At 57.4% G+C, this 21,865-nt stretch carries 20 protein-coding genes and 1 pseudogene; 5 read left to right on the top strand and 16 right to left on the bottom strand.

All coding sequences use genetic code 11. The annotated features are described in order from the left end of the window. The first annotated feature begins 2 nt into the window (after positions 1-2). The 3 genes from rfbG to G3O01_RS20825 are packed head-to-tail and all read left to right on the top strand — an operon-like array spanning position 3 to position 2,847. Positions 3-1,076, top strand: a complete 1,074-nt coding sequence (gene rfbG / locus G3O01_RS20835) for a CDP-glucose 4,6-dehydratase (protein ID WP_241024138.1) — start codon at positions 3-5, stop codon at positions 1,074-1,076. Further along, positions 1,073-1,624, top strand: a complete 552-nt coding sequence (rfbC, locus tag G3O01_RS20830) for a dTDP-4-dehydrorhamnose 3,5-epimerase (protein WP_205807023.1) — start codon at positions 1,073-1,075, stop codon at positions 1,622-1,624. The genes rfbG and rfbC (G3O01_RS20830) overlap by 4 nt, the downstream gene beginning before the upstream one ends. Beyond that, a complete protein-coding gene (locus G3O01_RS20825; RefSeq protein WP_205807022.1) occupies positions 1,621-2,847 on the top strand; it encodes a class I SAM-dependent methyltransferase in 1,227 nt (408 codons plus the stop codon). The genes rfbC (G3O01_RS20830) and G3O01_RS20825 overlap by 4 nt, the downstream gene beginning before the upstream one ends. Here the strand turns inward: G3O01_RS20825 and G3O01_RS20820 are convergent. From G3O01_RS20820 to G3O01_RS20805, 4 genes and pseudogenes are all read right to left on the bottom strand, one after another. Then, positions 2,844-3,625, bottom strand: a pseudogene (locus G3O01_RS20820) (transposase); the annotation flags it as partial. The gene G3O01_RS20825 and the pseudogene G3O01_RS20820 sit on opposite strands and share 4 nt — an antisense overlap. Positions 3,626-3,839: 214 nt before the next feature. After that, entirely contained in the window at positions 3,840-5,099 is a 1,260-nt protein-coding gene (locus G3O01_RS20815; protein ID WP_205807021.1) for a hypothetical protein, read from the bottom strand. A gap of 120 nt (positions 5,100-5,219) precedes the next feature. Continuing rightward, entirely contained in the window at positions 5,220-6,305 is a 1,086-nt protein-coding gene (locus G3O01_RS20810) for an acyltransferase (protein WP_205807020.1), read from the bottom strand. 514 nt (positions 6,306-6,819) lie between these two features. Further along, the gene (locus tag G3O01_RS20805) at positions 6,820-7,668 is read right to left on the bottom strand and encodes an NAD(P)-dependent oxidoreductase (protein WP_205807019.1); all 849 of its coding nucleotides are present in this window, start codon (positions 7,666-7,668) and stop codon (positions 6,820-6,822) included. A gap of 526 nt (positions 7,669-8,194) precedes the next feature. On the opposite strand from G3O01_RS20805, the gene G3O01_RS20800 reads away from it, so the two are divergent. Beyond that, positions 8,195-8,992 (top strand): sulfotransferase family 2 domain-containing protein, encoded by a 798-nt coding sequence (locus tag G3O01_RS20800; protein WP_205807018.1) that lies wholly within the window; start codon positions 8,195-8,197, stop codon positions 8,990-8,992. 36 nt (positions 8,993-9,028) lie between these two features. Here G3O01_RS20800 and G3O01_RS20795 read toward each other — a convergent pair whose 3' ends face one another. The 11 genes from G3O01_RS20795 to G3O01_RS20745 all read right to left on the bottom strand — a co-directional run bounded on the left by G3O01_RS20795 (position 9,029) and on the right by G3O01_RS20745 (position 19,752). Further along, positions 9,029-9,940, bottom strand: a complete 912-nt coding sequence (locus G3O01_RS20795; RefSeq protein WP_205807017.1) for a glycosyltransferase family 2 protein — start codon at positions 9,938-9,940, stop codon at positions 9,029-9,031. Between the two features lie 118 nt (positions 9,941-10,058). Then, positions 10,059-11,225 (bottom strand): glycosyltransferase, encoded by a 1,167-nt coding sequence (locus tag G3O01_RS20790; RefSeq protein WP_205807016.1) that lies wholly within the window; start codon positions 11,223-11,225, stop codon positions 10,059-10,061. Further along, entirely contained in the window at positions 11,225-12,523 is a 1,299-nt protein-coding gene (locus G3O01_RS20785; protein ID WP_205807015.1) for a hypothetical protein, read from the bottom strand. The genes G3O01_RS20790 and G3O01_RS20785 overlap by 1 nt, the downstream gene beginning before the upstream one ends. 127 nt (positions 12,524-12,650) lie before the next feature. Beyond that, positions 12,651-13,397: an ABC transporter ATP-binding protein gene (locus G3O01_RS20780; protein ID WP_205807014.1), complete on the bottom strand. Its 747-nt coding sequence runs from the start codon at positions 13,395-13,397 to the stop codon at positions 12,651-12,653. An 11-nt stretch (positions 13,398-13,408) separates the two neighbouring features. Next, positions 13,409-14,191 carry an ABC transporter permease gene (locus G3O01_RS20775; protein ID WP_205807013.1) on the bottom strand — a complete coding sequence of 261 codons (783 nt, stop codon included), beginning with the start codon at positions 14,189-14,191 and terminating at the stop codon, positions 13,409-13,411. Positions 14,192-14,266: 75 nt separating this feature from the next. Next, positions 14,267-15,187, bottom strand: coding sequence for a glycosyltransferase family 2 protein (locus G3O01_RS20770; protein WP_205807012.1), 921 nt, complete (start codon positions 15,185-15,187; stop codon positions 14,267-14,269). A 58-nt stretch (positions 15,188-15,245) separates the two neighbouring features. Next, entirely contained in the window at positions 15,246-16,139 is an 894-nt protein-coding gene (gene rfbD, locus G3O01_RS20765) for a dTDP-4-dehydrorhamnose reductase (protein ID WP_205807011.1), read from the bottom strand. Positions 16,140-16,148: 9 nt separating this feature from the next. Then, on the bottom strand, positions 16,149-16,700 hold the full coding sequence (gene rfbC / locus G3O01_RS20760) for a dTDP-4-dehydrorhamnose 3,5-epimerase (RefSeq protein WP_205807010.1): 552 nt from the start codon (positions 16,698-16,700) through the stop codon (positions 16,149-16,151). Beyond that, positions 16,685-17,578 (bottom strand): glucose-1-phosphate thymidylyltransferase RfbA, encoded by an 894-nt coding sequence (rfbA, locus tag G3O01_RS20755; RefSeq protein WP_241024122.1) that lies wholly within the window; start codon positions 17,576-17,578, stop codon positions 16,685-16,687. The genes rfbC (G3O01_RS20760) and rfbA overlap by 16 nt, the downstream gene beginning before the upstream one ends. Before the next feature lie 10 nt (positions 17,579-17,588). Further along, complete coding sequence (gene rfbB / locus G3O01_RS20750; RefSeq protein ID WP_054928773.1) at positions 17,589-18,650, bottom strand: dTDP-glucose 4,6-dehydratase; 1,062 nt, start codon at positions 18,648-18,650, stop codon at positions 17,589-17,591. A 199-nt stretch (positions 18,651-18,849) separates the two neighbouring features. Continuing rightward, positions 18,850-19,752 (bottom strand): GDP-mannose 4,6-dehydratase, encoded by a 903-nt coding sequence (locus G3O01_RS20745; RefSeq protein ID WP_205807009.1) that lies wholly within the window; start codon positions 19,750-19,752, stop codon positions 18,850-18,852. Between the two features lie 363 nt (positions 19,753-20,115). On the opposite strand from G3O01_RS20745, the gene G3O01_RS20740 reads away from it, so the two are divergent. Further along, positions 20,116-20,964 carry a symmetrical bis(5'-nucleosyl)-tetraphosphatase gene (locus G3O01_RS20740; RefSeq protein ID WP_205807008.1) on the top strand — a complete coding sequence of 283 codons (849 nt, stop codon included), beginning with the start codon at positions 20,116-20,118 and terminating at the stop codon, positions 20,962-20,964. A 16-nt stretch (positions 20,965-20,980) separates the two neighbouring features. On the opposite strand, the gene G3O01_RS20735 is transcribed toward G3O01_RS20740, so the two are convergent. Next, the gene (locus G3O01_RS20735) at positions 20,981-21,832 is read right to left on the bottom strand and encodes a lysophospholipid acyltransferase family protein (RefSeq protein WP_205807007.1); all 852 of its coding nucleotides are present in this window, start codon (positions 21,830-21,832) and stop codon (positions 20,981-20,983) included. Between the last annotated feature and the right edge of the window lie 33 nt (positions 21,833-21,865).

Raw genomic sequence — 21,865 nt, 5'->3', positions numbered from 1 at the left:
ACCTGTTCAGTGGCTCCTATCGCAATCGCCGGGTTCTATTAACCGGTCACACCGGCTTCAAAGGGAGTTGGCTCGCGCTGTGGCTGTCGCGCCTTGGCGCGCATGTCACGGGCGCATCGCTTGCGCCCGCGACTACCCCAAATCATTGGGATCTGCTCGGGCTCGACGCAGTCGACCATCGGATCGACATCCGCGATCCAGACGCAGTTGCACGCGTCGTCGCGGAAGCTCAACCTGAGATCGTGTTTCACCTTGCGGCCCAACCCCTCGTGCGCCGCTCTTATGCTGCTCCCCTCGAAACCTGGGCGACCAACGTGATGGGAACTTGCCACGTGCTCGAAGCATGTCGCACGACGTCGACCGTAAAAGCGATCGTCGCTGTCACAACTGACAAGTGCTACCAGAACAACGAGTGGGTCTGGGGTTATCGCGAAACTGATCGGCTCGGTGGCCACGACCCCTATAGTGCGTCCAAGGCTGCGACTGAGCTCGCAGTCGCCAGCTACCGTGCTTCGCTCATGTCGAGGCCCGGTGCGCCGCTGGTGGCGACTGCGCGCGCCGGCAACGTTATCGGCGGCGGCGATTGGTCTGAGGACCGTCTGATACCTGACCTTGTCCGGGCCACGGGCAACGGTACTTCTCTCGAGATACGCTCACCACATGCAACGCGGCCGTGGCAGCACGTGCTGGAATCGCTGAGTGGCTATCTGCTGCTTGGAGAACGCCTACTGACAGGACAGAATGCGTTCGCGGAAGCGTGGAACTTTGGCCCTGACGCCCATGGCAATCGTTCGGTTTCCGACGTACTCGGCCGCATTGCAGAGTCGTGGCCCGAAATCAGGTGGCACATGACGACGCAGAGTCATCCGCATGAGGCGAGGCTGCTGTCGCTCGACAGCACGAAGGCGCACACGTTGCTCGGATGGCAGCCCGTATGGGGCATCGACGACGCTTTGCGGCACACGTCCGAATGGTATCGGACATGGCTCGCTTCGGGGGAAATCGTCAGCTCGCGTCAACTAGACCAGTACATCGAAGATGCCGCGGTCGTTGGCACGTCGTGGTGCCAGGCATGAACGTCACGCCAACCGCCATTGCGGGTGTGATGGTCGTACATGCCACACCCTTCGCCGACCATCGCGGCGTATTTCAGCGAGTCTTCTGTGACAACGAACTCGAATCGGTCATCGGCCAGCGGCACATCACGCAGATCAACCACTCCCGGACCACGCGCGCCGGTGCAGTGCGGGGCATGCATTTCCAGCGCGCCCCACACGCAGAAATGAAACTGGTGCGTTGTCTTCGGGGCAAGGTCTGGGATGTTGCCGTCGACTTGCGGTCCGACTCGCCAACGTTTCTCCAATGGCATGCAGAAGAGCTTTCGTTCGAAAACGGACGGATGCTCGTTATTCCAGAGGGATGCGCGCACGGCTTTCAGGTCATCGAATCCGAAAGCGAGTTGCTCTATCTTCATACGGCATCGTATGAGCCCACTGCAGAAGACGGCGTACGACACGATGATCCGGCGGTAGGCATCAAATGGCCGCTTCCAGTCACCGAAATCTCTCAGCGAGATCAATCACATCCCCTTCTAACGCCGGAGTTTCGCGGATTAATTGTATGAACTGCCGACACTGTCAAAACCCGCTTGAACACGTCTTTCTCGACCTCGGTTTCGCACCGCCGTCCAATGCCTATCTGAAAGCAGGCGACCTGAAGGCACCGGAGACCTATTTCCCGCTCAAACTGTTTGTCTGCCAGCATTGCTGGCTGGTTCAGACTGAGGATTACGCGCGCGCGAATGAACTGTTCAGTTCGGATTATGCGTATTTCTCGTCGGTCTCACACACCTGGCTAGCACACGCAAAAGCCTACGCTGAAATGGTGACTGGGCGCTTTGGCCTTGGCCGGGACAGTCTGGTCATCGAGATAGCGTCGAATGATGGCTATCTGCTGAAGAACTTTGTCGAAACCAGTATTCCGTGCCTTGGCATTGAACCGACTGCGAGCACTGCAGAAGCAGCTGAACGTCTCGGCATTCCGGTACTGCGCGAGTTTTTCGGTGAAGCACTGGCGAAACAACTGGCCGCAGAAGGAAAACAGGCTGATCTGATCGCCGGCAATAACGTTTTTGCCCATGTCCCCGACATCAACGATTTCACTGCGGGCCTGAAAGCCGCTCTGAAGCCGCATGGCACGATCACACTGGAGTTCCCGCATCTGATGCGACTGATCGAGCACGTGCAGTTCGACACCGTGTACCACGAGCACTTCTCCTATCTGTCGCTACAGACCGTTGCTAAGATTTTTGCCCGCGCAGGCCTGCGCGTGTGGAATGTCGAAGAACTCGGCACGCATGGCGGCAGTCTGCGTGTGTATGGGTGCCACAGCGACGATGTGCGCAAGGACGATCCGTCGGTATCGCGGGTGCTCGAGGAAGAGGCTCGCTTTGGACTTGCGGAGCTTTCGACCTACCTCAGCTTTCAGGCGAGAGCCGATGAGGTGAAGAACGGCCTGCTCGAGTTCCTGCTTGAACAGAAAAAACTGGGGAAAAAGGTTGTGGCGTACGGAGCGGCAGCCAAGGGCAACACGCTGCTTAATTACGCTGGCGTGAAGCCGGATCTCCTGCCGTATGTCTGCGACGCCGCGCCGTCGAAACAGGGGAAGTATCTGCCGGGAAGCCACATACCCATTCTCCCGACCGATGCGCTCCGCGAACAACGCCCGAACATCGTCCTCGTACTGCCTTGGAATATCCTCAACGAAGTCACCGATCAGCATGCGTACGTCAAGGACTGGGGAGCGCAATTTGCGGCCGCTGTGCCGACAATGCGCTTTTCCGGCTAACGAGTCGGCCCTGAATAGAGCGTCTTGTCCGTCGTCGGCGTTAGGCGACGGGCGTTATCTGATCTACGGAAACGATAGCGCGACAAGAACGAGGGCGCAAAAAGCCGCAGTTTCCTGAGGATCATCCGCAGGTTGCGGCCAGCGCCACACAGCACCGAGCGCATCGCGTCGCCGAGCGTACCTTTTAGCCAGTTCCGGTCGAGCTTTCCGTCCGTCTTTATATCGCCGATCGCTGGCTCTTTCGGGCTGCGCCGTCTGATCATCGCCTGTAATCCCCGCGTAATGCCTCGCCGCAGCTCTGGGTGGTAAATCTTCACCCCTTCGACGTCCACGCCCTTATAGCCACCGTCGACGACGGCGATTTCCGCCGTGATGTCCCTCAGGATCGCCGCCTGCTCCATGACCGTCGTGTCTACAATCACGCGCTTCACGCTCGAGTTCTTGATCACGCCCGGCACGACTGGCTGTTTCGATCGTCTCGACCAGCCACTCTTCAACGCCTGCTTCGCCTAGCCGTTTGTACCAACGCGTCGGGCTTAATTGGTTCGATCGGCGGTTCGGTCTGCAAGTACGTTTCGCCGGTGAAAACCTGCCAATACGGGTTCTCCCCCCATTGCCAGACGACCTCTTCATCGGACAGATCACATGCGCGCCGCAGATACAGCAATCCGGTAATCAGCCTAGGCGATGTCGCCGGTCGCCCTTTGCGCGACACGAAGCTCCCGCGCATCGCCGCGCACAATCGATCCCAGTAGATCAGGTCGGCCAGCCGCAGGATTCACACATCAATATGCCAGGTCCCTGCAATTCCCACAACGCCAATTCAACCGCAAAGCCGCGTCGCGCAAGGCGCCCCGGTTTATTCAGGTCCACCCCGATAGTGTGCTTGGGCAGCCGGAGACCGGCCCCCATCCGAGAAAGGCGGCACGGAGGCGTACGGCAGACTGACGGTGCCCCGCTCTCGACGACAGACGCGGCGACAGCCAGACGAATCAGACAAACGCCGAATGATCGGGCGGCCAAGGATCGTCGCTTCTGAGGTAGTTGTCGTTGCTGCCGTCACAGACACCCTGCGACTTCACGCCGAAGTCGAGGTGATCGATGATGTACGGGGCGTTGGTCGTAAAGTGCGCGGGCAGCGGCGTTGCGCGCTTCATCTCGAACCGGTAGCCGAGGGAATATGCGGATTTTGATTCGGCGACCGCATCTCCCCAAGACATCATCAGACTGGTGACGCGCTCATTTTGAGACAGACGGTCGTAAGCGCGCGTCTGATTGTCGGCCAGCAGTAGGTTTTGCTGATCGCCGGAACGGAAACAGCGCGCATGCGGCCAATCTTCCTGATCGTGACAGCGGCCATGACGATCGACCATCACAAGCCGCTTTCCTTCATTTAGCAGGGTCTGCGACAAACCGTTCGGACCGCTTTCGAAACCAAATGTCGATTTCTTCGTCGGTTGCACGATGAATTTCACGAAGTCGGACCGTCTCAGGATGAAACCGTTGCTCCGGACGTGAGGATTGGGGAATCGCGGGAAGCCGATCAGAAAGTCGTTGTAGCCACCCGGCGACACGGCCTTGCGCCACGACTCTTTCCACTTCTCATCAAGATAGCGCTCGTAGAAATGTCCGTATCGATGCGCTTTATGCGTTTTCTCTTTAAGCCACCATGGCGCGTGGATGTCGATGATGAAACGGTAATAGTCGGCCAGCTTTTGCTCGTAACCGACACGCTCGTATCCCACGAGCCATATGACCCGGTCTAGCAGCGCAAGCGAGTCATACAGGCTTTCATAAGAGGCCGTCGCGCCGGCAACGCCTATCGACTCGTCCTCGATCGCGTTGCGCAGGTGCAAAAGCCAGTTGTCGGTCAGGATCGCGGTATGTGTATTGATGAAGCAGACGTACTTCGACTCGATCTGATGCGCAGCCTGAATGTACGCGCCGATGTCGAAGTGCTCGTCGGTCACATGGACTTCACGATGAGCGTCGTCGATCTCGCGAAACAGATCGCGCGCCTCAGCCAGTTCTGGGTCAGCGCCGCCGTCGAACCCCTTATAGATGACGACCAGTTGGTGCGGACATCCAGCGGCACGCGCCCGATACGACTCGACGAATCGTCGAAATGCATGAATACCTTCAGCCTTGCGGGCCAGATAAAACAACGCCAGATCATAGTGGACTACCACACCCCGAGCCCTCTTTATTTCGTAGTTGGATTTACGACTATTTTTGAGATAGCGACGCAGCAATACACCGCGAGATATAGGTCCACATTACCTCCCAGCGATTGTCATACTCCTTTGCGCCGCGCGCCTGTGGCAAGGAGACTTGTTTTGTCAAGCCCGTTGGCATCGGCGACGCAGGCAGATTTACCACATCACCGTCCCTTTGCCTGGCTTCTGCGTCGGCCTCATATTTCTTCGTCGCAGAAGATCCGGAATCTTCTGCCCTAGCGCAATACACGGCTTTTCAATCAGGAACCACGATATGACCGCAAGTGAAAACGCACACGCAAACGTCATGATCTGATTGGTGTGTATTCCTGACTTCGGAAACAGGTTGGCGAACGTATTTTGCACGGGCCAGCCGAACACATACACGCCGTAGGAGAAGTCGCCTGGGAGGTGAAGGCGTTTCACGATGTCCAGTGACATCATCCACAGGGCGGTAATGAAAAAGGCAGGCAGAAAGACAAACTCGAAGGCTGGGCCATGCCTGACAGCGAACGCGATGACCGCCAGTCCGACGCACAGGCGACCGTCTATCCGCACACGCTCCTTATATAGAGCAAGCAGCGAACCGAATGCAAAAAACGCGGGCAGTTGGCCACCTTTGTTGATGTTGGGCAGACCGATTGTGGTAATCAAGTCAGGCCAGGACATGCAGACGACGATGACCGTCAGCAAAACCGCGGCGGCCACCGGCTTGAAACGGAAAAGCCCGCACATTCCCGCGCCCAGAAGCAACGCGTACAGCATCAATTCGTATTTGATCGTCCAGATCGAACCATTCACATGCTGATACAAACCATGATCGAACACGCCGGGCAGCAGGTATTCGATATAGGGATGCAGGAGCACATGTATCAGTTCGTGGCGATGATGGAAGTACTCGGATACTGGCATGGACGTGAGCGCCGGCCCCATAATCAGGATCGTGATGAGCGCGCTGACGACCAGGAGGGGGAAAATGCGGAAAATCCGCGCCGACGCGAAACGGATCGCGCTCGGCTTCGTGAGCCAGCTGTTGGTCACGAGAATACCGCTGAGAAAGAAGAAAAACTTGACCGCCAGCGAACCCGAATAATCGAACCCAAGCAGATTGCGAAGCGGTTCGTTCACGCCTGGCTCAGGCACCAGCGCGTATGCATGCCCCCAGATGACTGCCGTCGCGGCGATCAGGCGCAGCAGATCAGCATTGTTATTACCGCGGCGAAGCAATTGGTCAAGCATCATGATCTATAGACTCTTGGGTGCCGCCCACACGTAGTCCGTGCGGGCAGATTGCCCAGTACATTAGCGGGACAAAGCCCGCCATTCCAGCGGGCTGAGAATACACACATTGGCGCCTTGAGCCCCGCGAATGTCGCATTCTTTCCCGAAAGCCTTAATTTTGCGACGGGTTGCCCTGTCGAACGGGCTGATGTCGAAGCCCGTCGGCAGCGTCAGGTCGCGCTGTCTCCAGGCTTTATCAGTCCCGGCCCGAGTCGCAGTGACGCCCGTAGGTACCCGTCATCAACGTCCCCAACCGCGCCAGTCTTACAAAGCATTTTCCTCGTATCGTGCCGCGCTTGGGGTTGCATGGTCCGCTAGTATAACTGCAGCGATCTGATGGGAATTATCGACTCGTCAGAATCTGCGTGTCCCCAGATTGCGGCACCTGCGCCTCTATTGGTTTGCCTCAATTAGAGACGAAGTCTCTTGGCAGTGACTCATTCTTCCGGTGCGGCGCCGATGGCTCGCTGCCTGGTCATAGCCCAGCAGCGAGCGACTGAAGTCGGCCGGGATCTCCCCAAAACGCCATCGGCTCATAGCTGGGATACGGGTAGTGCCCCAGGTTGAGGGTGATTTGCGCGTCGCGCTCAGCAATTCTTTGCTCAACGAGTCGACGAACGGAGATTGGCGCACCGCTACAAATGTTCGTCACGCCAGTGAGTTCAGGGTGCTCGACGAGTAAGGCCAGTCGCTGCGCAACTTGCTCCACCGGCAAGTAGTCCCGCAACTGCTCTCCGCCCGACATGTTGAAAACGGCGTCGCCGTTATCGATTGCGCGATCGAGTTGTGCGAGCAAGCTCCGCGGATTCTGTCCCTCGCCGTACATGTAGAACAATCGCGCCCATTGCAGCGTGAACGGCCGCTGTTGTCCCCAGATTTCCAGAAACTTGCGAAGCGTGTCTTTCGCGAGCGAATAGGCATTCGTCGGCTGGCACTCCAATCCCTCCGATAGGCATCCCTCTCGCATTCCATATTCAAAGCACGTCCCAGTCACGAGGACTTGCGAAATGCCCGCCGTCACGCACTGCGTCAAGAATCGATAGGCTGTCGGCAGATTCTCTTCGAAGTGGAATGGCGCATGGTAGTTGGGCAGCCCGGGCCACGCCAGATGAACGACTGCATCCTGGTCGCCGAGCCGCTCAAAAACACCAGAGTCCAGACACCCGATGTCAGCGGTGACGAGACGAACTTCGCTGGACCAGTGAAAACTGCGCGCGTTCGACTCGTTTCGCACCAGCGCGAGAATTTCATGGCCTCGGGAGAGCAACTCGGGGACGAGATGCGCGCCGATAAAACCAGTGGCTCCAGTTACAACGATTTTCATTATCGGCATCCTGTGTTCGCGTCACTGCTCGACAAAGACGCGATGTGCTTCGTACTGTCGGCACGGGACATGCGCCACCAGCACCGTGTTCGTCAATATACGAGAAACACCGGATAGGCGCCAATCGACAACGCGATGCACGTCTTATGAGCATGCGCACGCCATATCAGGCGACCCGGAATAATCCGTAATACTGTAAGACAGAGTTACGGGGACGGAAGAGTGATTCAGAAGTACGTCATGTTAGAATTGGCAACAGTGTATATCCGTGCTGCGCCCCCACTCGATCAAAATCCCGCAGTTTAGCTACAAGGGCGAGAACTATCGTACAGCATGATATCGGTTCATTTGAGACGCTCGGCTCAAGTGCTCTTCAGACCATCGTGCAGTTTGAGGGCAATCGTGTCCTTTTCGGCGATTTTCTATAGCCTCGAGCAAGCAAAGTTTCTGCGTCGACATAGTGAATTCTTTCCGGGGCATACCGGAGGATTATTGTATTTCTCAACGCATCATTGATTTCTCAAATATGTCGGGCGATAACAGCAACAGAATTGCATTTCTGCATATTCCAAAGACGGCCGGCGTTTCCGTTATTGACGCCTTCGTTCAGCGCCTTGGCGCGGAATCGTGCCACACGTTCAGCAGTGCCATCTCAGAAGAATCTTTCAAGGACAAGCGATTCGTTTCGGGGCATGTCCATTTTGGCGATATTCACTGTGATGCGTTTATCTTTGCCTTTGTTCGCGACCCGCTGAAGCAACTCGCATCACATCTGATGTGGATCGATCACTATAATCAGCCCGAATACGAACACGAACTCAACGGCTTTCCCGAGAAAATAAAAAACGAAATACGCATGCTTGCAAACGTCGATTTTTCCAGCGCCAGATCACTCGACCGATATTTCAAAGCAATTCCGCGCGATGCAGAAATCAGAGTGATCGATCTTCAATCAGAAATGCTGGCATTCGCGCGAGGAAGCATTACCGACATGGCACCGGCAGCCTTGGCAAAAAAAGCAATTAGTAACCTTGATCGACTTGGATTTGTCGGGCTTTCCGAGAATCTATCCGCGGAAATGCAAACACTTTTCGACATCCTGGATCTGGGACCGGAGCCAGTTATCTCACGCTTGAACTCTTCCCCATCCTCGCGCCGGGTCGATATCACCGCGCCCGATATCAAGCGTACTCTGCTGAAATACGTTCAGGCAGATTTGCGCTTGTATGAGCACGTCGTTGATAAAAAAAGAGACCCTCTCGGGTCCAATCGAAATATCTTCTCGATGCTACGCTCGTTCGCGCGGAAATACGCAAAGGCCTGAACCAGCGGATCGCATCGACACCGCCAGCGCAGCACATCACCTCCCCATCGAGACACCATCCCGAAGCCCCCGTAGCATGCTCCACAACGCTTGGAATCGCTGGGGGTGGAACATGGTTACGAACAGCAGGATTTGTAGCAAACGTATCGTGTCCACACGCCGCCAAGCTCGGCAAGGGTAATCGCGGCGTTGTAGCAGCACGCTGTTCCGAAACATGTAGTAGTAACGAAACGGCCTGTGCAGAGGAATTTCCCGCCAGCGTCCAAGCCATACTCGCCGACGCTGTTCGCCCAAGGAGTGGATCATGGCTGCTTCGCAATGTCCCCACGCCTGGTACCCTTTTGCACGGGCCCGCAGCACCCACTCGATATCAACTTGGTCGATAAATAACTGCTCGTCCATTCCGCCAACAGCATCCAGGACTTCGATCGAAATTAACGATCCCGACGAAATGAGGACGTCTGTCGGGACCACCGCCTGACCCGGCTCGCATGCGACAGGGGCAAAACGAAAGCCAGCAAACCGCACATGCGGGGCAAGATGGCCGGTCTGTCTGTCTCTGGATCGAGGCCCAACTGCCGCCACCTTATTACCCGCTGCGACCAGATCTTCATGCGCTGACTTCAATGCGGCTACCATCCCGGTCTCCGGCACGCTATCCTGGTCCATCAACAACACGTATTTTGCGCCGTGCTCGCGCGCCCAACGAATGCCCACGTTATGAGCTGCCGCGATGCCGAGATTTTCACCCAGGCTCACGACGTCCACATCCGACCCGGCACGAGCCAGTGAACCGGCGACGTCTTCATTCGAGCCGTTGTCCACCATGACCACGCGATGGGTCTGCGATGAAACCGCCTTCAGAAGATCGACCAGACGTGCCAAATCCGGCTGATAGCTCACGATGATCGCCACGATGCCCGTAACCTGACCAGTCTCAAGGTTCATAACTGCGCGCGCCGTATGTGCGCTCAAGGTTGGAAGTTGGGCCGTATTCAATCAGATTCATCGAACGCCATGCTTATGCAAGGCAAGCCGACGCATGCAAAAGAACGCTGTTGCGATTTCAGTCGAGTTGCAACGCGGCGAGGATCGTTTCGCGCTGGTTAAACCACGCGTACTTCGAACGAGCGTCCTCACGAGCATTTTCAATCAACGCCAGCCAGCTGGATCTGTTTTCGATCGCCGTCTCGATCACTGAGCGCCACTCTTGCGCTTTGGCAAGATACCCGTTTTCACCGTCCCGGATCGCAGCAGCGTAAGTGTAAGAAGGCGATGCAATGCTCATCGTCCCTACTACCGCCGCCTCAAAGTACTTCAATTCCGATTTGCAGTTAGTAAAATCGTTCGCCTGCAACGGCATAAGATTGAATTCGACGGTACTGATAAGACGCTGTAGGTTGACGTAGTCGTGAAACGGTTGACGCTTGACCCGATCGCCGAATTTGCTGAGTACCGGGCCTGCCTCGATATACCCGACAATCATCAGTTCAATCCTGGGATCATTCGCCAGTAGCGATTCGATAGCCGGCACGATGATCGCGTAGTCTAACTTGTGCGACGGTGACCCACTGAAGTAACCCAGGTGAATCTTGTCGTCGCGCGCAAATTCTTTTTCTTGCTTATGTCGAAAGAGCGCATCGGAGTACCCGAGTTGCTCTTTGTTCATGAAATTCGGGATCACGCTGACTGGCAATCTCGAATACCTTGCAAGCTTGTCGGCCAGATAATCGTTGGTTGTAATGGCGCCGTCGCACATTTTCAACACGGCGCCCATGCGGCCAATATAGGAAAACCAGAAGTCCCAACGGCTGGGATCGCCAACATCCTCGTCGAGCGTATTCATGATCAGATGCGCATAGCTCGAATCGAACACGAAGTCGTCGATGTCGAAAAGTACGCGCTTTCCTCGCAATCGGAACTTCATCACGAGCTGATTGATGCGATGACAATACCGGGAACGGCAGATCACCAGAACGTCGGCAACTTCGGCGATCTCATCGATCCGCGACCAGTCTCGAAGAAAGAAGAAGCTCGCGGAGACATCCCCGCTCTTGTCGTCATTCAGTACCTGCGCCATGTTGTAGGCACGGTAACGAAACGTACTGTTGTTCGGTTCTTCGTAGAAGTATGCAACCCGCCGCTTGCCGCGCGCAAGCGTCTTCATTCGCTCCGACAACGGCACAATCCACGGGTCGGAATACGCGACAGGGGAGAGATCAACCTTGAACATTAGATTTCTTTCGACAGGTTCTTGATAACCCCAGAGAACGCCTGCTGCCAATCATCGACAAGCCTGTTGCTCCGATAATTCTGCTCCCGCAGCTGGGTGTTCGACGACAAAGCGACCGCCAACCGCAGCCCTTCAACCAGTGCGTCGCGGTCGAGATCGGCGCAAATCAGGTTCGACGAATACTCGGACAAGTCGGTCTTGTTGCCGAAGCGATTGGTCACGACAACCGCGCCGCTAGCGGCCAGATCCAGAGGGGGGTAGCTCGGATGCGGCGTGCTCATCAGGCTGAGACCCACATCGATCGTACCTGCGAGGTCAGCGTACTCGGACCACGAGAGATTCTCGAATTTGGTTGCTACATATCCGCCATCGAACACCACGGCAGGGATGTCCTTCCCAACCAGGCAAATTTCCCATTCTTCCGTGTCCAGCACTTTCAGCGCGATCGCCCGTTCGATGACCTCTATGCCGAGATAGAAGAGATTGCGAACGTTATGAGGCCGTGCATAGAAGAAGAATCGCTTCTTCCCAGTGGTGGTCTTCACACGCGGATGATAGATGGCGGCTGGAAATGCTGGCTCGAACCAAGCTCCATTGCTGGCAATATTGCTTAGTCCGTCGTTAGTCAAATGATCGAACAACAGCTTCGTATTGATGAGGAACCGGATGTCCTTGTTACTCAAGATCTCTTCGCATTTGACGCGATCGTCTCCGTACGGATAGAACATTCGCTCGTCTTCCTGCAGCAGATAAATGATCGACTCACGCGGTACGCTCGGCAGCGTGGCCGCAGTCGTCCACCACGAGGTCGTCACGAAGACGTCACCTTCCTTTACGTCGAGCTCGTACTTCTGATCGAAGAAAGCCGCAAGCTTGAATTGCACTTCCTCCTTCAGTTTGATCCCGTACAGATCGAGGAGATGATTGATGTTCTCGGGTTGCGCCCGCTGAGTGCGGGTGATGATGCGCAGCTGCGCGCCCATCTCATTCGCGAGCAATGCCGAAAAAATCAGCGCCGTCCCTACCCCGCCGAACAGGCTTCCGCTGGACACACTATCCGTCACGATGCTGATGCGCCGAATGTTGGACGCCGGGATCGAATACGTCAGCAACGGCGCCAGCGATTCGAACCTCGCGCGAGAAAGCTGCAAGGCAGTCTTTTGCGATGTCTCGGCTTCGGACATCGAGTCGGAGGACGCATGAAGCTTCCGGGCCAGCTTGCGATAGAAAAGCTGTTGCAGCGCGGATGTTCCGTGGGTACGCCAATAGCAATAGACCCTGTACGCTCGATCAATCATTGGAAGTTCTCAGCACGCTTTTCTAAAAAACTATTATCCGCCGTATCCGGCCGCGACTCGGTCAAATATCGTGTAAGGCTGCGACTAGACCACCGTTGATGCTGGCGTTACACAATTGGACGCTAGCTCATATCTGAGCTTCATACTCCGAAATAACCTGCTCGGTAGCGCCAAAGGCTCGAACGCGCCCACGCTCCATCCACAGCGCCTTGTTGCACACCTTGCGGATTTCCGCGTTCGAGTGCATGGCGAGCACAACGATTTCCGCACGGCTATGGAGGTTCGCGAGGCGCTCTTCTGCCTTGTGCATGAACGACGCGTCCCCGACGCCCATCACCTCGTCGAGCAGGAGAATCTCAGCGTCAACCGCAGTTGAAATGGCGAAGCCTAACCGGACGCGCATGCCACTCGAGTAAGTTCTGAGCGGCAGGTCGAGATAGTCGCCCAATTCGCAGAATTCTGCGATCGACTGCTGCTTTTCACGAATCTCTTCATCCGTCATGCCAAGCAACAAACCGCGCAGACGGATGTTCTGCATGCCCGTCGAGTTCTCGTCCATCCCGAGACTGATATCGAGCAGCGGCACAATCTTCCCGTCACTCTCGACTGTTCCGTAAGTAGGCGCGTAGATCCCGGCCATGATTCGGAGCAGCGTCGACTTGCCGGCGCCGTTGTGGCCGATCAGACCGATCCGGTCGCCACTTTCGAAACGCAAGTCGACGTTGTCAAGCGCACGCACGACGACGATGCCGTCATTGCCCTCAGCAATTGCGTTACGCCGTCCCATCCGCATGACCTGCTTCTTGAGGGATCGTCCTTGAACGTCGTAAATGGGCAGATCGAGGGTCGTGCCTTTCAGTTCGATGTACGCCATGATGTGCCCTATTAAACCCAGTACGGAATGCGTTTCAGGTAACGGCCCGTCAGCGCGAGCGCGAAGCCCCAGCCGACGACGGCCAGCCCCACGGTGACACCCCACGTGGTTGCGCTGGGCAACTCGCCGATTAGCGGCGCGCGAACCAGTTCGATCAAATGCGCCAGAGGGTTCAACTCGACTATGAACGAATAGCGGGTCAACGCACTAGGCCGATAGATGATCGGCGTGATATAGAACGCAACCTGCAGCAGTGCCGCGACGATTTGCGGCAGGTCACGAAAGCGCGCTGACAACAGACCGGCCACCATCGCGATCCACAGCGCGTTAGCCATGTACAGCAACAGTGCCGGAACAAAAACGGGCAGCGTTTCCCAGTTCTTCACGCCGAAAAAGACAAGCAGAACCAGCACGATCAAAAAATTGTGCGCGAGGATGACCAGGTTGCGCCAGACAACCTGCAACATGAAAATGAGCTTGGGCGTCGCTGCTTGCCGGATGTACGGGCCGCTGCTGATGTAAGCGGTGCTGCCTTCCAGCACGGTTGCCGAAAAGGTCGTCCACAGCACGAGACTGACGGCGAGATAGGGCAAATAGTCGCTCATCTTCATGCCGAAGAGCGTGCCGTACACGACGCCTATCGAACCGATCATCACACCGGTACTGATCGTCAGCCAGAACGGTCCCACGCGCGAACGCGCGTAGCGTTGCCGGACCTCAAGCCAACCCAGTAGAGTCCAAAGCCGCCAGGAGGCAATGCTTTGCTTTAAATCATTAAGTGCCAGAGTATACATTCGGACTTTTAAATTTTCGCATTAAAGAAGAGGCTACGGTCGAAGAGGCTACGGTCGTAGAACAGAAGCATCCCGTCATGATTGATCCAGCTGGCCCATGCGGCCTCTCAGGCCATGCCAGATCCCTACTAGCGCCATTTTCAGATGACTCAAGCGCGGCTGCAGGAACAATCCATATATAGCCAGTCGAAATGGAAACTTGACGATCTCCGTAGACTTCCAGGTCCACGGAACATAGCCGCGTTTAATTAAGGCAACTGCATTGCGAAAGAGGTAGTAGTGACGCAGCGGGCTGTGACTCGGATATTGCCGACCGAGAACACGAACCGGTTCGCCACCCAACTCATGTACAAGACGCAAGGCGGGCGCACCAAGCACCGCATATCCCCTCGCCCGCGCTCTAACACACCATTCCAGATCGACGAAATCGATGAATAACCCATCATCCATCGGGCCGATTTCCTGCCAAGCGGCCAGATTGATGCAAGAACCCGAAGTGATCAGGAAATCTATTTCGATCGGCCGTGTACCAACGGGCGCAACCCGACGCAGCCTCAAATAGCCGAAGCGCACGAAGGGCGCAACGCCACCGAGACGGGCGTCCTCGTAAGCGGGCCCAATCACCGCGACCCGCCCTCTCCGGCGCTTTTCCTCGTCGAGCAGAGGCGGAAGTGCTTCCAGCAGCTGTCTCGACGGCTCGCTATCCTGGTCGAAGATCAGCGCACTTGTGCATCCCGCCTTCAGAAGCAGTTCGACGCCTTGATTGATGGCAGTCGCAATACCAAGGTTAGCTGCGTTCGCAACATACAAGATCCGCGTGTCGAGTCCGAGCTGCTCGGCGCTCTGCAACTGCTCGGTGTTGTCGACGACCACGCAGAGCCCCGCATCGGCATAGCGGTTTGCTCGACGCACACAGGCAGCATCGGGCCGAAAAAATACAACAACGATTCCGGTCGACGCGTTGCCAGACGGAACAGCCTGATCACCCAAACTCATGAGGGGAGATCACTTTCCAGAAATGGATGAACATGCATGGGCCCGTTCGCAGACACCGCTATGCACATCGACCGGCCATGCAAAGTCGCAACGCGTCTTGCCAATCCGGCAGGACGAGCCCGAATGTCTCCGTGAGCTTGCCGCAAGACATCCGCGAGTTCGAAGGGCGCTTTGCCGGAACGGGGTAGTCGCTGGTGCCGATGGGTGAGACCGTTGGAGCCTTCTCGCCCATCGCAATCTCAAGGATCGCTTTCGCAAAGCCGTGCCACGAAGTCTCGCCTGCGGCAGTCAGGTGATAGACGCCGGAACGCTCGCGCCACCAGTCGAGATCATTCGCACCAAGGCCCTGCGCGAGAATATGAGATGTCGACGTCGCGATCGTGTTCGACCATGTAGGCGCACCGATCTGATCGGCGACGACCCGCAGCTCTGGCCTTTCGACACCGAGCTTGAGCATGGTCAGCAGGAAGTTCTTTCCCCGCGCGCCATAGACCCAGCTGGTGCGCAGAATAAGGTGTGCGCAGCCTGATTGGGCAATAGCCAGTTCCCCTGCGAGTTTGCTCTTTCCGTACACGTTTTGCGGATTGGTCGCATCGTCCTCGACATAAGGCTCGCCTTTCGTACCGTCGAACACGTAGTCGGTCGAATAGTGGACCAGCACAGCCCCACTGCGGGCCGCCTCGTCTGCAAGAACGCCCGGCGCGTCACGATTGAGACGCATCGCGGCATCGATGTCGGTTTCCGCCTTATCGACCGCGGTATAGGCGGCCGGATTGACGATCACCGAAGGTTTCAATTCGCGCACCGTGGCGCGGATCTGTGCGAGGTCGGACAGATCGAGCGCCGCGCGATCAAGCGCGACGACACGGCCGAGACCTTGCAGTGTGCGCGCAAGTTCGAAGCCAACTTGTCCGTTGACGCCGGTGACGAGGATGGTCGGTTGCTTGCTCATTCGGAAGCCTCAGGCAAATACTTCGGCTTCGCACAAGCGCTTGCCGGCTGCATCTTTGGCCGCGAGCAGGGGCTCGAAATCGATCGGCCATGTGATGCCGACATCCGGATCGCTCCAGACGATGCTGCGCTCGTGTTCGGGAAACCAGTAATCCGTCGTCTTATAGAGGAACTGCGCCGACTCCGATAGCACAACAAATCCGTGAGCAAAGCCCGGCGGTACCCACAACTGACGATGGTTTTCAGTCGACAGGACTACGCCCACCCACTTGCCGAAATTGGGAGAACTCTTACGAATATCGACCGCGACGTCGAACACTTCACCCTCGACGACGCGCACGAGTTTGCCCTGTGCATGTTCGATCTGGTAATGCAGTCCGCGCAGCACACCCTTGGCCGACCGCGAATGGTTGTCCTGAACGAACTCGACATCCGCCTCGACGAATTCGGCGAATTCACGCGCGTTGAAGCTTTCGTAGAAGAATCCTCGCGCATCACCGAACACCTTCGGCTCGATGATCTTCACTTCCGGAAGCGCGGTTGCAGTTACGCTGATGGCCATGCGACTTGATCCGTGAGAATGTTTTGCAGATATTGCCCGTACGCGTTCTTCGACAGCGGCTTGGCGAGCGCGAGCAACTCTTCGCCATTGATCCAGTTGCGCCGGTACGCAATCTCTTCCGGACATGCAACGACCAGCCCTTGCCGCTTCTGCAACGTAGCAATGAAAGTCGCCGCTTCGATCAAAGAATCGTGCGTACCCGTGTCGAGCCACGCGTATCCGCGTCCCATGATTTCGACGTCCAGCTTCTTTTGCTTGAGATAGCGCGAATTCACATCGGTAATCTCGAGTTCGCCGCGCGCGGAAGGTTTGATATCCGCGGCGATATCGCAAACGTCGTTATCGTAGAAGTACAAACCCGTCACCGCGTAATTCGAACGCGGTTTCGCCGGCTTCTCTTCGATCGACAGCGCACGAAACTCCCTGTCGAACTCCACCACACCATAACGCTCAGGATCATGCACGTGATACGCGAACACCGTCGCGCCGTCCGTGCGGGTATTCGCACGCTCCAGCTGCTTCGCCAGATCGTGACCATAAAAAATGTTATCGCCGAGAATCAGCGCCGACGGATCGTTGCCGACGAAATCGCGACCAATGATGAATGCCTGTGCAAGCCCATCCGGCGACGGCTGCACCGCGTACTGGATATTCATGCCCCACTGACTGCCGTCGCCCAGCATCGCCTCAAAGCGCGGCGTGTCCTGCGGCGTCGAGATGATCAGCACATCGCGGATACCCGCGACCATCAACGTCGATAGCGGGTAGTAGATCATCGGTTTGTCGTACACAGGAAGCAACTGCTTCGACACGACGTGCGTGATCGGATAGAGCCGCGTGCCCGATCCGCCCGCGAGAATAATGCCTTTGCGCGCCATCGTTCCGCCCTTACGCGCGTTGCGCGTAGTTCGTTTCGACCCACTTGCGGTACTCGCCCGAAGCGACCTCGTCGGCCCACTCCTGGTTGTCGAGATACCACTGCACCGTCTTCGCGAGACCCGTTTCGAAAGTCTCGGCCGGCTTCCAGCCCAGCTCACGCTCGAGCTTGCGGGCATCGATCGCATAGCGGCGGTCGTGGCCCGGACGGTCTGTCACATAGGTGATCTGGTCGCGATACGAACCCTGCGCCTTCGGACGCTTCTGGTCGAGCAGGTCGCACAGCGTATGCACGACTTCGAGGTTCTTCTTCTCGTTCCAGCCGCCGACGTTATACGTCTCACCCGGCACGCCGCGCGCCAACACTTCGCGGATCGCACTGCAGTGGTCGCCGACATACAGCCAGTCTCGCACGTTCTGACCATCGCCATACACGGGCAGCGGCTTGCCGCCGAGCGCGTTGGCGATCATCAGCGGGATGAGCTTTTCGGGGAACTGATAGGGACCGTAGTTGTTCGAGCAGTTCGTCGTCAACACGGGCAAGCCGTACGTGTGGTGATACGCACGCACGAGATGGTCGGAGCCAGCCTTGGTGGCCGAGTACGGGCTGTTCGGCGCGTAAGGCGTCGTTTCGGAGAATTGCGGATCGGTCGCGGAGAGCGAGCCGAACACTTCATCCGTCGATACATGCAGGAAGCGGAATGCCGCTTTATCTGCGTCGTTCAACGTATTCCAGTAGGATCGCGCAGCTTCCAGCAACGTGAACGTTCCGACGACGTTGGTCTGCACGAAGTCCGCCGGCCCGTGGATCGAGCGGTCGACATGGCTTTCGGCAGCGAAGTGCAACACCGCGCGCGGCTTGTGTTCGGCAAAGAGTTTGTCCAGCGTGTCGCGATCGCAGATGTCTGCGCGCACGAACACATGACGAGGATTGTCCTGTTGCGATTTCAACGTGCCCAGATTGCCGGCGTAGGTGAGTTTGTCCAGATTCAGGACCGACTCGTCCGAGGCATTCAACCACTCAAGCACGAAATTGGCGCCGATAAAGCCGGCACCGCCCGTTACCAGGATCATGGGATTCCTTCTAGAGATTATCTTGGCCGTACGACCAGACAAGCTGCGGCAGTTGCTTCCGGCTATTAGTGCCGTGCAAGCAAAACCACCGGCAACACTGACCGGACGTCACAAAAGGCGCACGTGGGTACGTAACCCATCATTATAAGGGTGTCGATGAGAAACACCAGCGCACTAACAAACTGAGACAGTTTGTAAATCAGGCGAGAGAAAGCATCCAGTCGATGGTGTCTTCAATGCCGATGGCCGGCATATCTGGGACGACACGATTCAGCCTTTTAGCCGAACCAACCAGAACTTTGACTTCATTTTGACGAACGAAGGCGGGATTTACGCGAATTTCCAGATCGTGACCGGAAGCTTCGCGAACGATATCAATGATATCGGTCAGCGTGCGAGGGTTCCCGCTGCAGACATTGAGCGTCTCCCCGGCGACGGGCGATTCAAGTAGTGCTCGATAGGCCTGCGACACCATTCGAACATCCGAAAAATCCCGCGCAACATCGATATTTCCCAATTCGATAAAGGGCCGTCTACGGACAAAGTGGGAAACAATTTTCGGAACCAGGAATCGCTCGGATTGCCCGCGCCCCGTGTAATTAAAAGGCCGGGTAACGACGATGGGCAGCCGGTCGAACCACGTCCGCACCAGATGCTCCATCGCAAGCTTGCTCGCCGCGTAGTGATTGACGGGCGCAGCCGGCGTATCCTCGTCGACAACCCCTTCAGCGTTGCCATAGATATTCGCGCTGCTCGCAATCAGGATCTTGCGCGGCTCGTGTCCGACGTCGATGCACGCCTGCAGCAGATTCGTCGTACCGATCACGTTGACGTTGTACATTTCCAACGGATCGTCGTGCGCGACGAAGCTGATCGCCGCCAGATGCACGATGAATTCGGGTTTGAGCTCGCCTATCAGGCGGCGACAATCTGGCAACGAAGTGATGTCGAGCGTCCGCTCACCGGCTTGCGGCTCGCCTGCCGCCGTACCGATGACCTCATAGCCAGCGTCGGCGAGTTCTTCGCGCACGTAGGCACCAGTGAAACCGCTCGCTCCCGTGATGAGAACGCGGTGGATGACTGGTTGAGACGGATGCCGCAAATCACTTCCTCCTTGGTCTGAGTGCGCGCAGCGTGCACGCCGAACTGGCAGCGGCCGATTATATCGGACGAATAAATCGGCTCCGTTCAGTCCGAACGGTCGTGGGAATCTAGTTTGGCGGGCAGAAAATCGTCAAAAATTCGGAAAAAAATCAAAATAATTCCGCACTTGCGTCGGTACTGCGGCTGCGTCTGCACGCACCGACACCCTTCCTCGCGACGTCGGACGGAGCCCGAATGCCGCGCTATCATGTCGCGTTGTGCATTGCAGCCTGAACGCAACTGCTTCGAACCCATTCCGCGCGCACCGCGGCTGATCAAGACCCGTTCTCCGCCAAGCCCTTCGGACCACCACTTCCCGCCGATGACCGTTTCCACCAGTTCCCCTCCCCTCGCTTTCGGCGATCTGCAAGGCTGCCGCACCCAGTTCCAGCAACTTCTCGCGAAAGCCGCGCCGCCCGCCGACGCGCCGCTCTGGTTCGCGGGCGATCTGATCAACCGCGGCGGCGAGTCGCTCGCGACGCTGCGCGACATCATCGCGCTCGGCGATCGCGCGGTGCCTGTGCTGGGCAATCACGATCTGCATCTGTTGTCGGTGTCGGCGGGCATCAGGAAGTCCAAGAAAGGCGACACGATCGATGAAATCCTCGCCGCGCCCGACGCCGAAGATCTGCTGCACTGGATTCGCCACCGGCCGCTCGTTCACTACGAAAACGGCATGCTGCTCGTGCACGCGGGCGTGCTGCCTCAATGGAATGTCGATTTGACGCTGGAACTCGCCGACGAACTGCAACGCGCATTGCGTGCGCCGAACTGGAAAGAGACGCTAGCTGGGCTCTACGGCAATGAGCCCAATCGCTGGAAGCCGGGCCTCAAAGGCATCGACCGGTTGCGACTGACGTGCACGGCACTCACGCGCATGCGCTTCTGCAATGCCGACGGCGTGATGGATTTCTCGTCGAGCGGCGGCGTCGCCTCCGCACCGACGGGCTTCATGCCGTGGTTCGACGTGGCCGGGCGCAAGACAGAAGACATCACCGTCGTCTTCGGCCACTGGGCCGCGCTCGGGTTGACGGTCCGCGACAACCTGATCGGACTCGATTCAGGCTGTGTGTGGGGCGAGCAGTTGTCGGCCATCCGGCTGGCGCAGTCGCCCGCCGAACGCACGGTCACGCAGGTGGAATGTGAAGGCTGCCGCGCAGTTGTGAACTAAACAGCGGATCGACGCGCTACGCGGGGCGCGTCATGTCTGCGTCTGGACCCGTCAATGGATCCTGCGAGCTGTTCGCGGCGGCGTCGATGGATGCCCGCGTCCGGTCGGCAATCTGACCTGAGCGACGCGCCTCAGGGTCTTGCAGCGCATTCAGCGCGGCAGCGATGGAAGCCTCCGCCTCCGCCGCCAGCAACCGCCTGTCAGCACCCGGCGCAAGCGCCGCACCGACATACACATGCGCCGTCAGCGGCCCGCCGCGCAGCAACGCATCAAGCGACTGCCCAAGCGACATCTCACCGATATAAGCAGGCGCCGTCGACTGCCTTCCCTGCGCATCCTCATACATCATGCACACGGGCTGCACCGGCCGTGACGCCGACACCGCCGCCTGGAACATGTTCGCGTGGAACGGCAGCAACTGCACACCATCCGTCGTCGTGCCTTCCGGGAACACGCACATCAGCTCGCCGGCGTTCAACCGGTTAGCGAGTTCATGCATGATCCGCTTCGCGTCGCTACGCTTCTCCCGCTGGATGAACACCGTGCCGAGTTGTTCAGCCAACCACCCGACCACCGGCCACTTGCGTATCTCAGCCTTCGACACAAACGGCGTCGGCCGCCACGCGTTGATCACGTAGATATCGATCCACGAAATATGGTTCGCGACAACCAGCGCGCCTTCATCGAGCCGCGCGTCATCGTTATGCACGACAAGACGCATGCCGCACAACTGCAGCATCCGCAGCGACCACGCGCGGTTCAACGCCAGACGCTGCTGCGCGCTTGCGCGCGGAAAACGCGTCCAGACCACCCACATGCCGTAAAGCAGATGCGCGACCAGCCGCATCTTGCGAAACGCGAGCTTCATATTGCGAGTCTTCCGCTTAACTTTTCATTCTTC

It is taken from the genome of Burkholderia sp. Ac-20365 (genome assembly GCF_017104715.1).
Classification (GTDB): Bacteria; Pseudomonadota; Gammaproteobacteria; order Burkholderiales; family Burkholderiaceae; genus Paraburkholderia.
The sequence above is the reverse complement of the archived record's forward strand: the minus strand, read 5'-3'. Positions and strand labels throughout refer to the sequence as shown.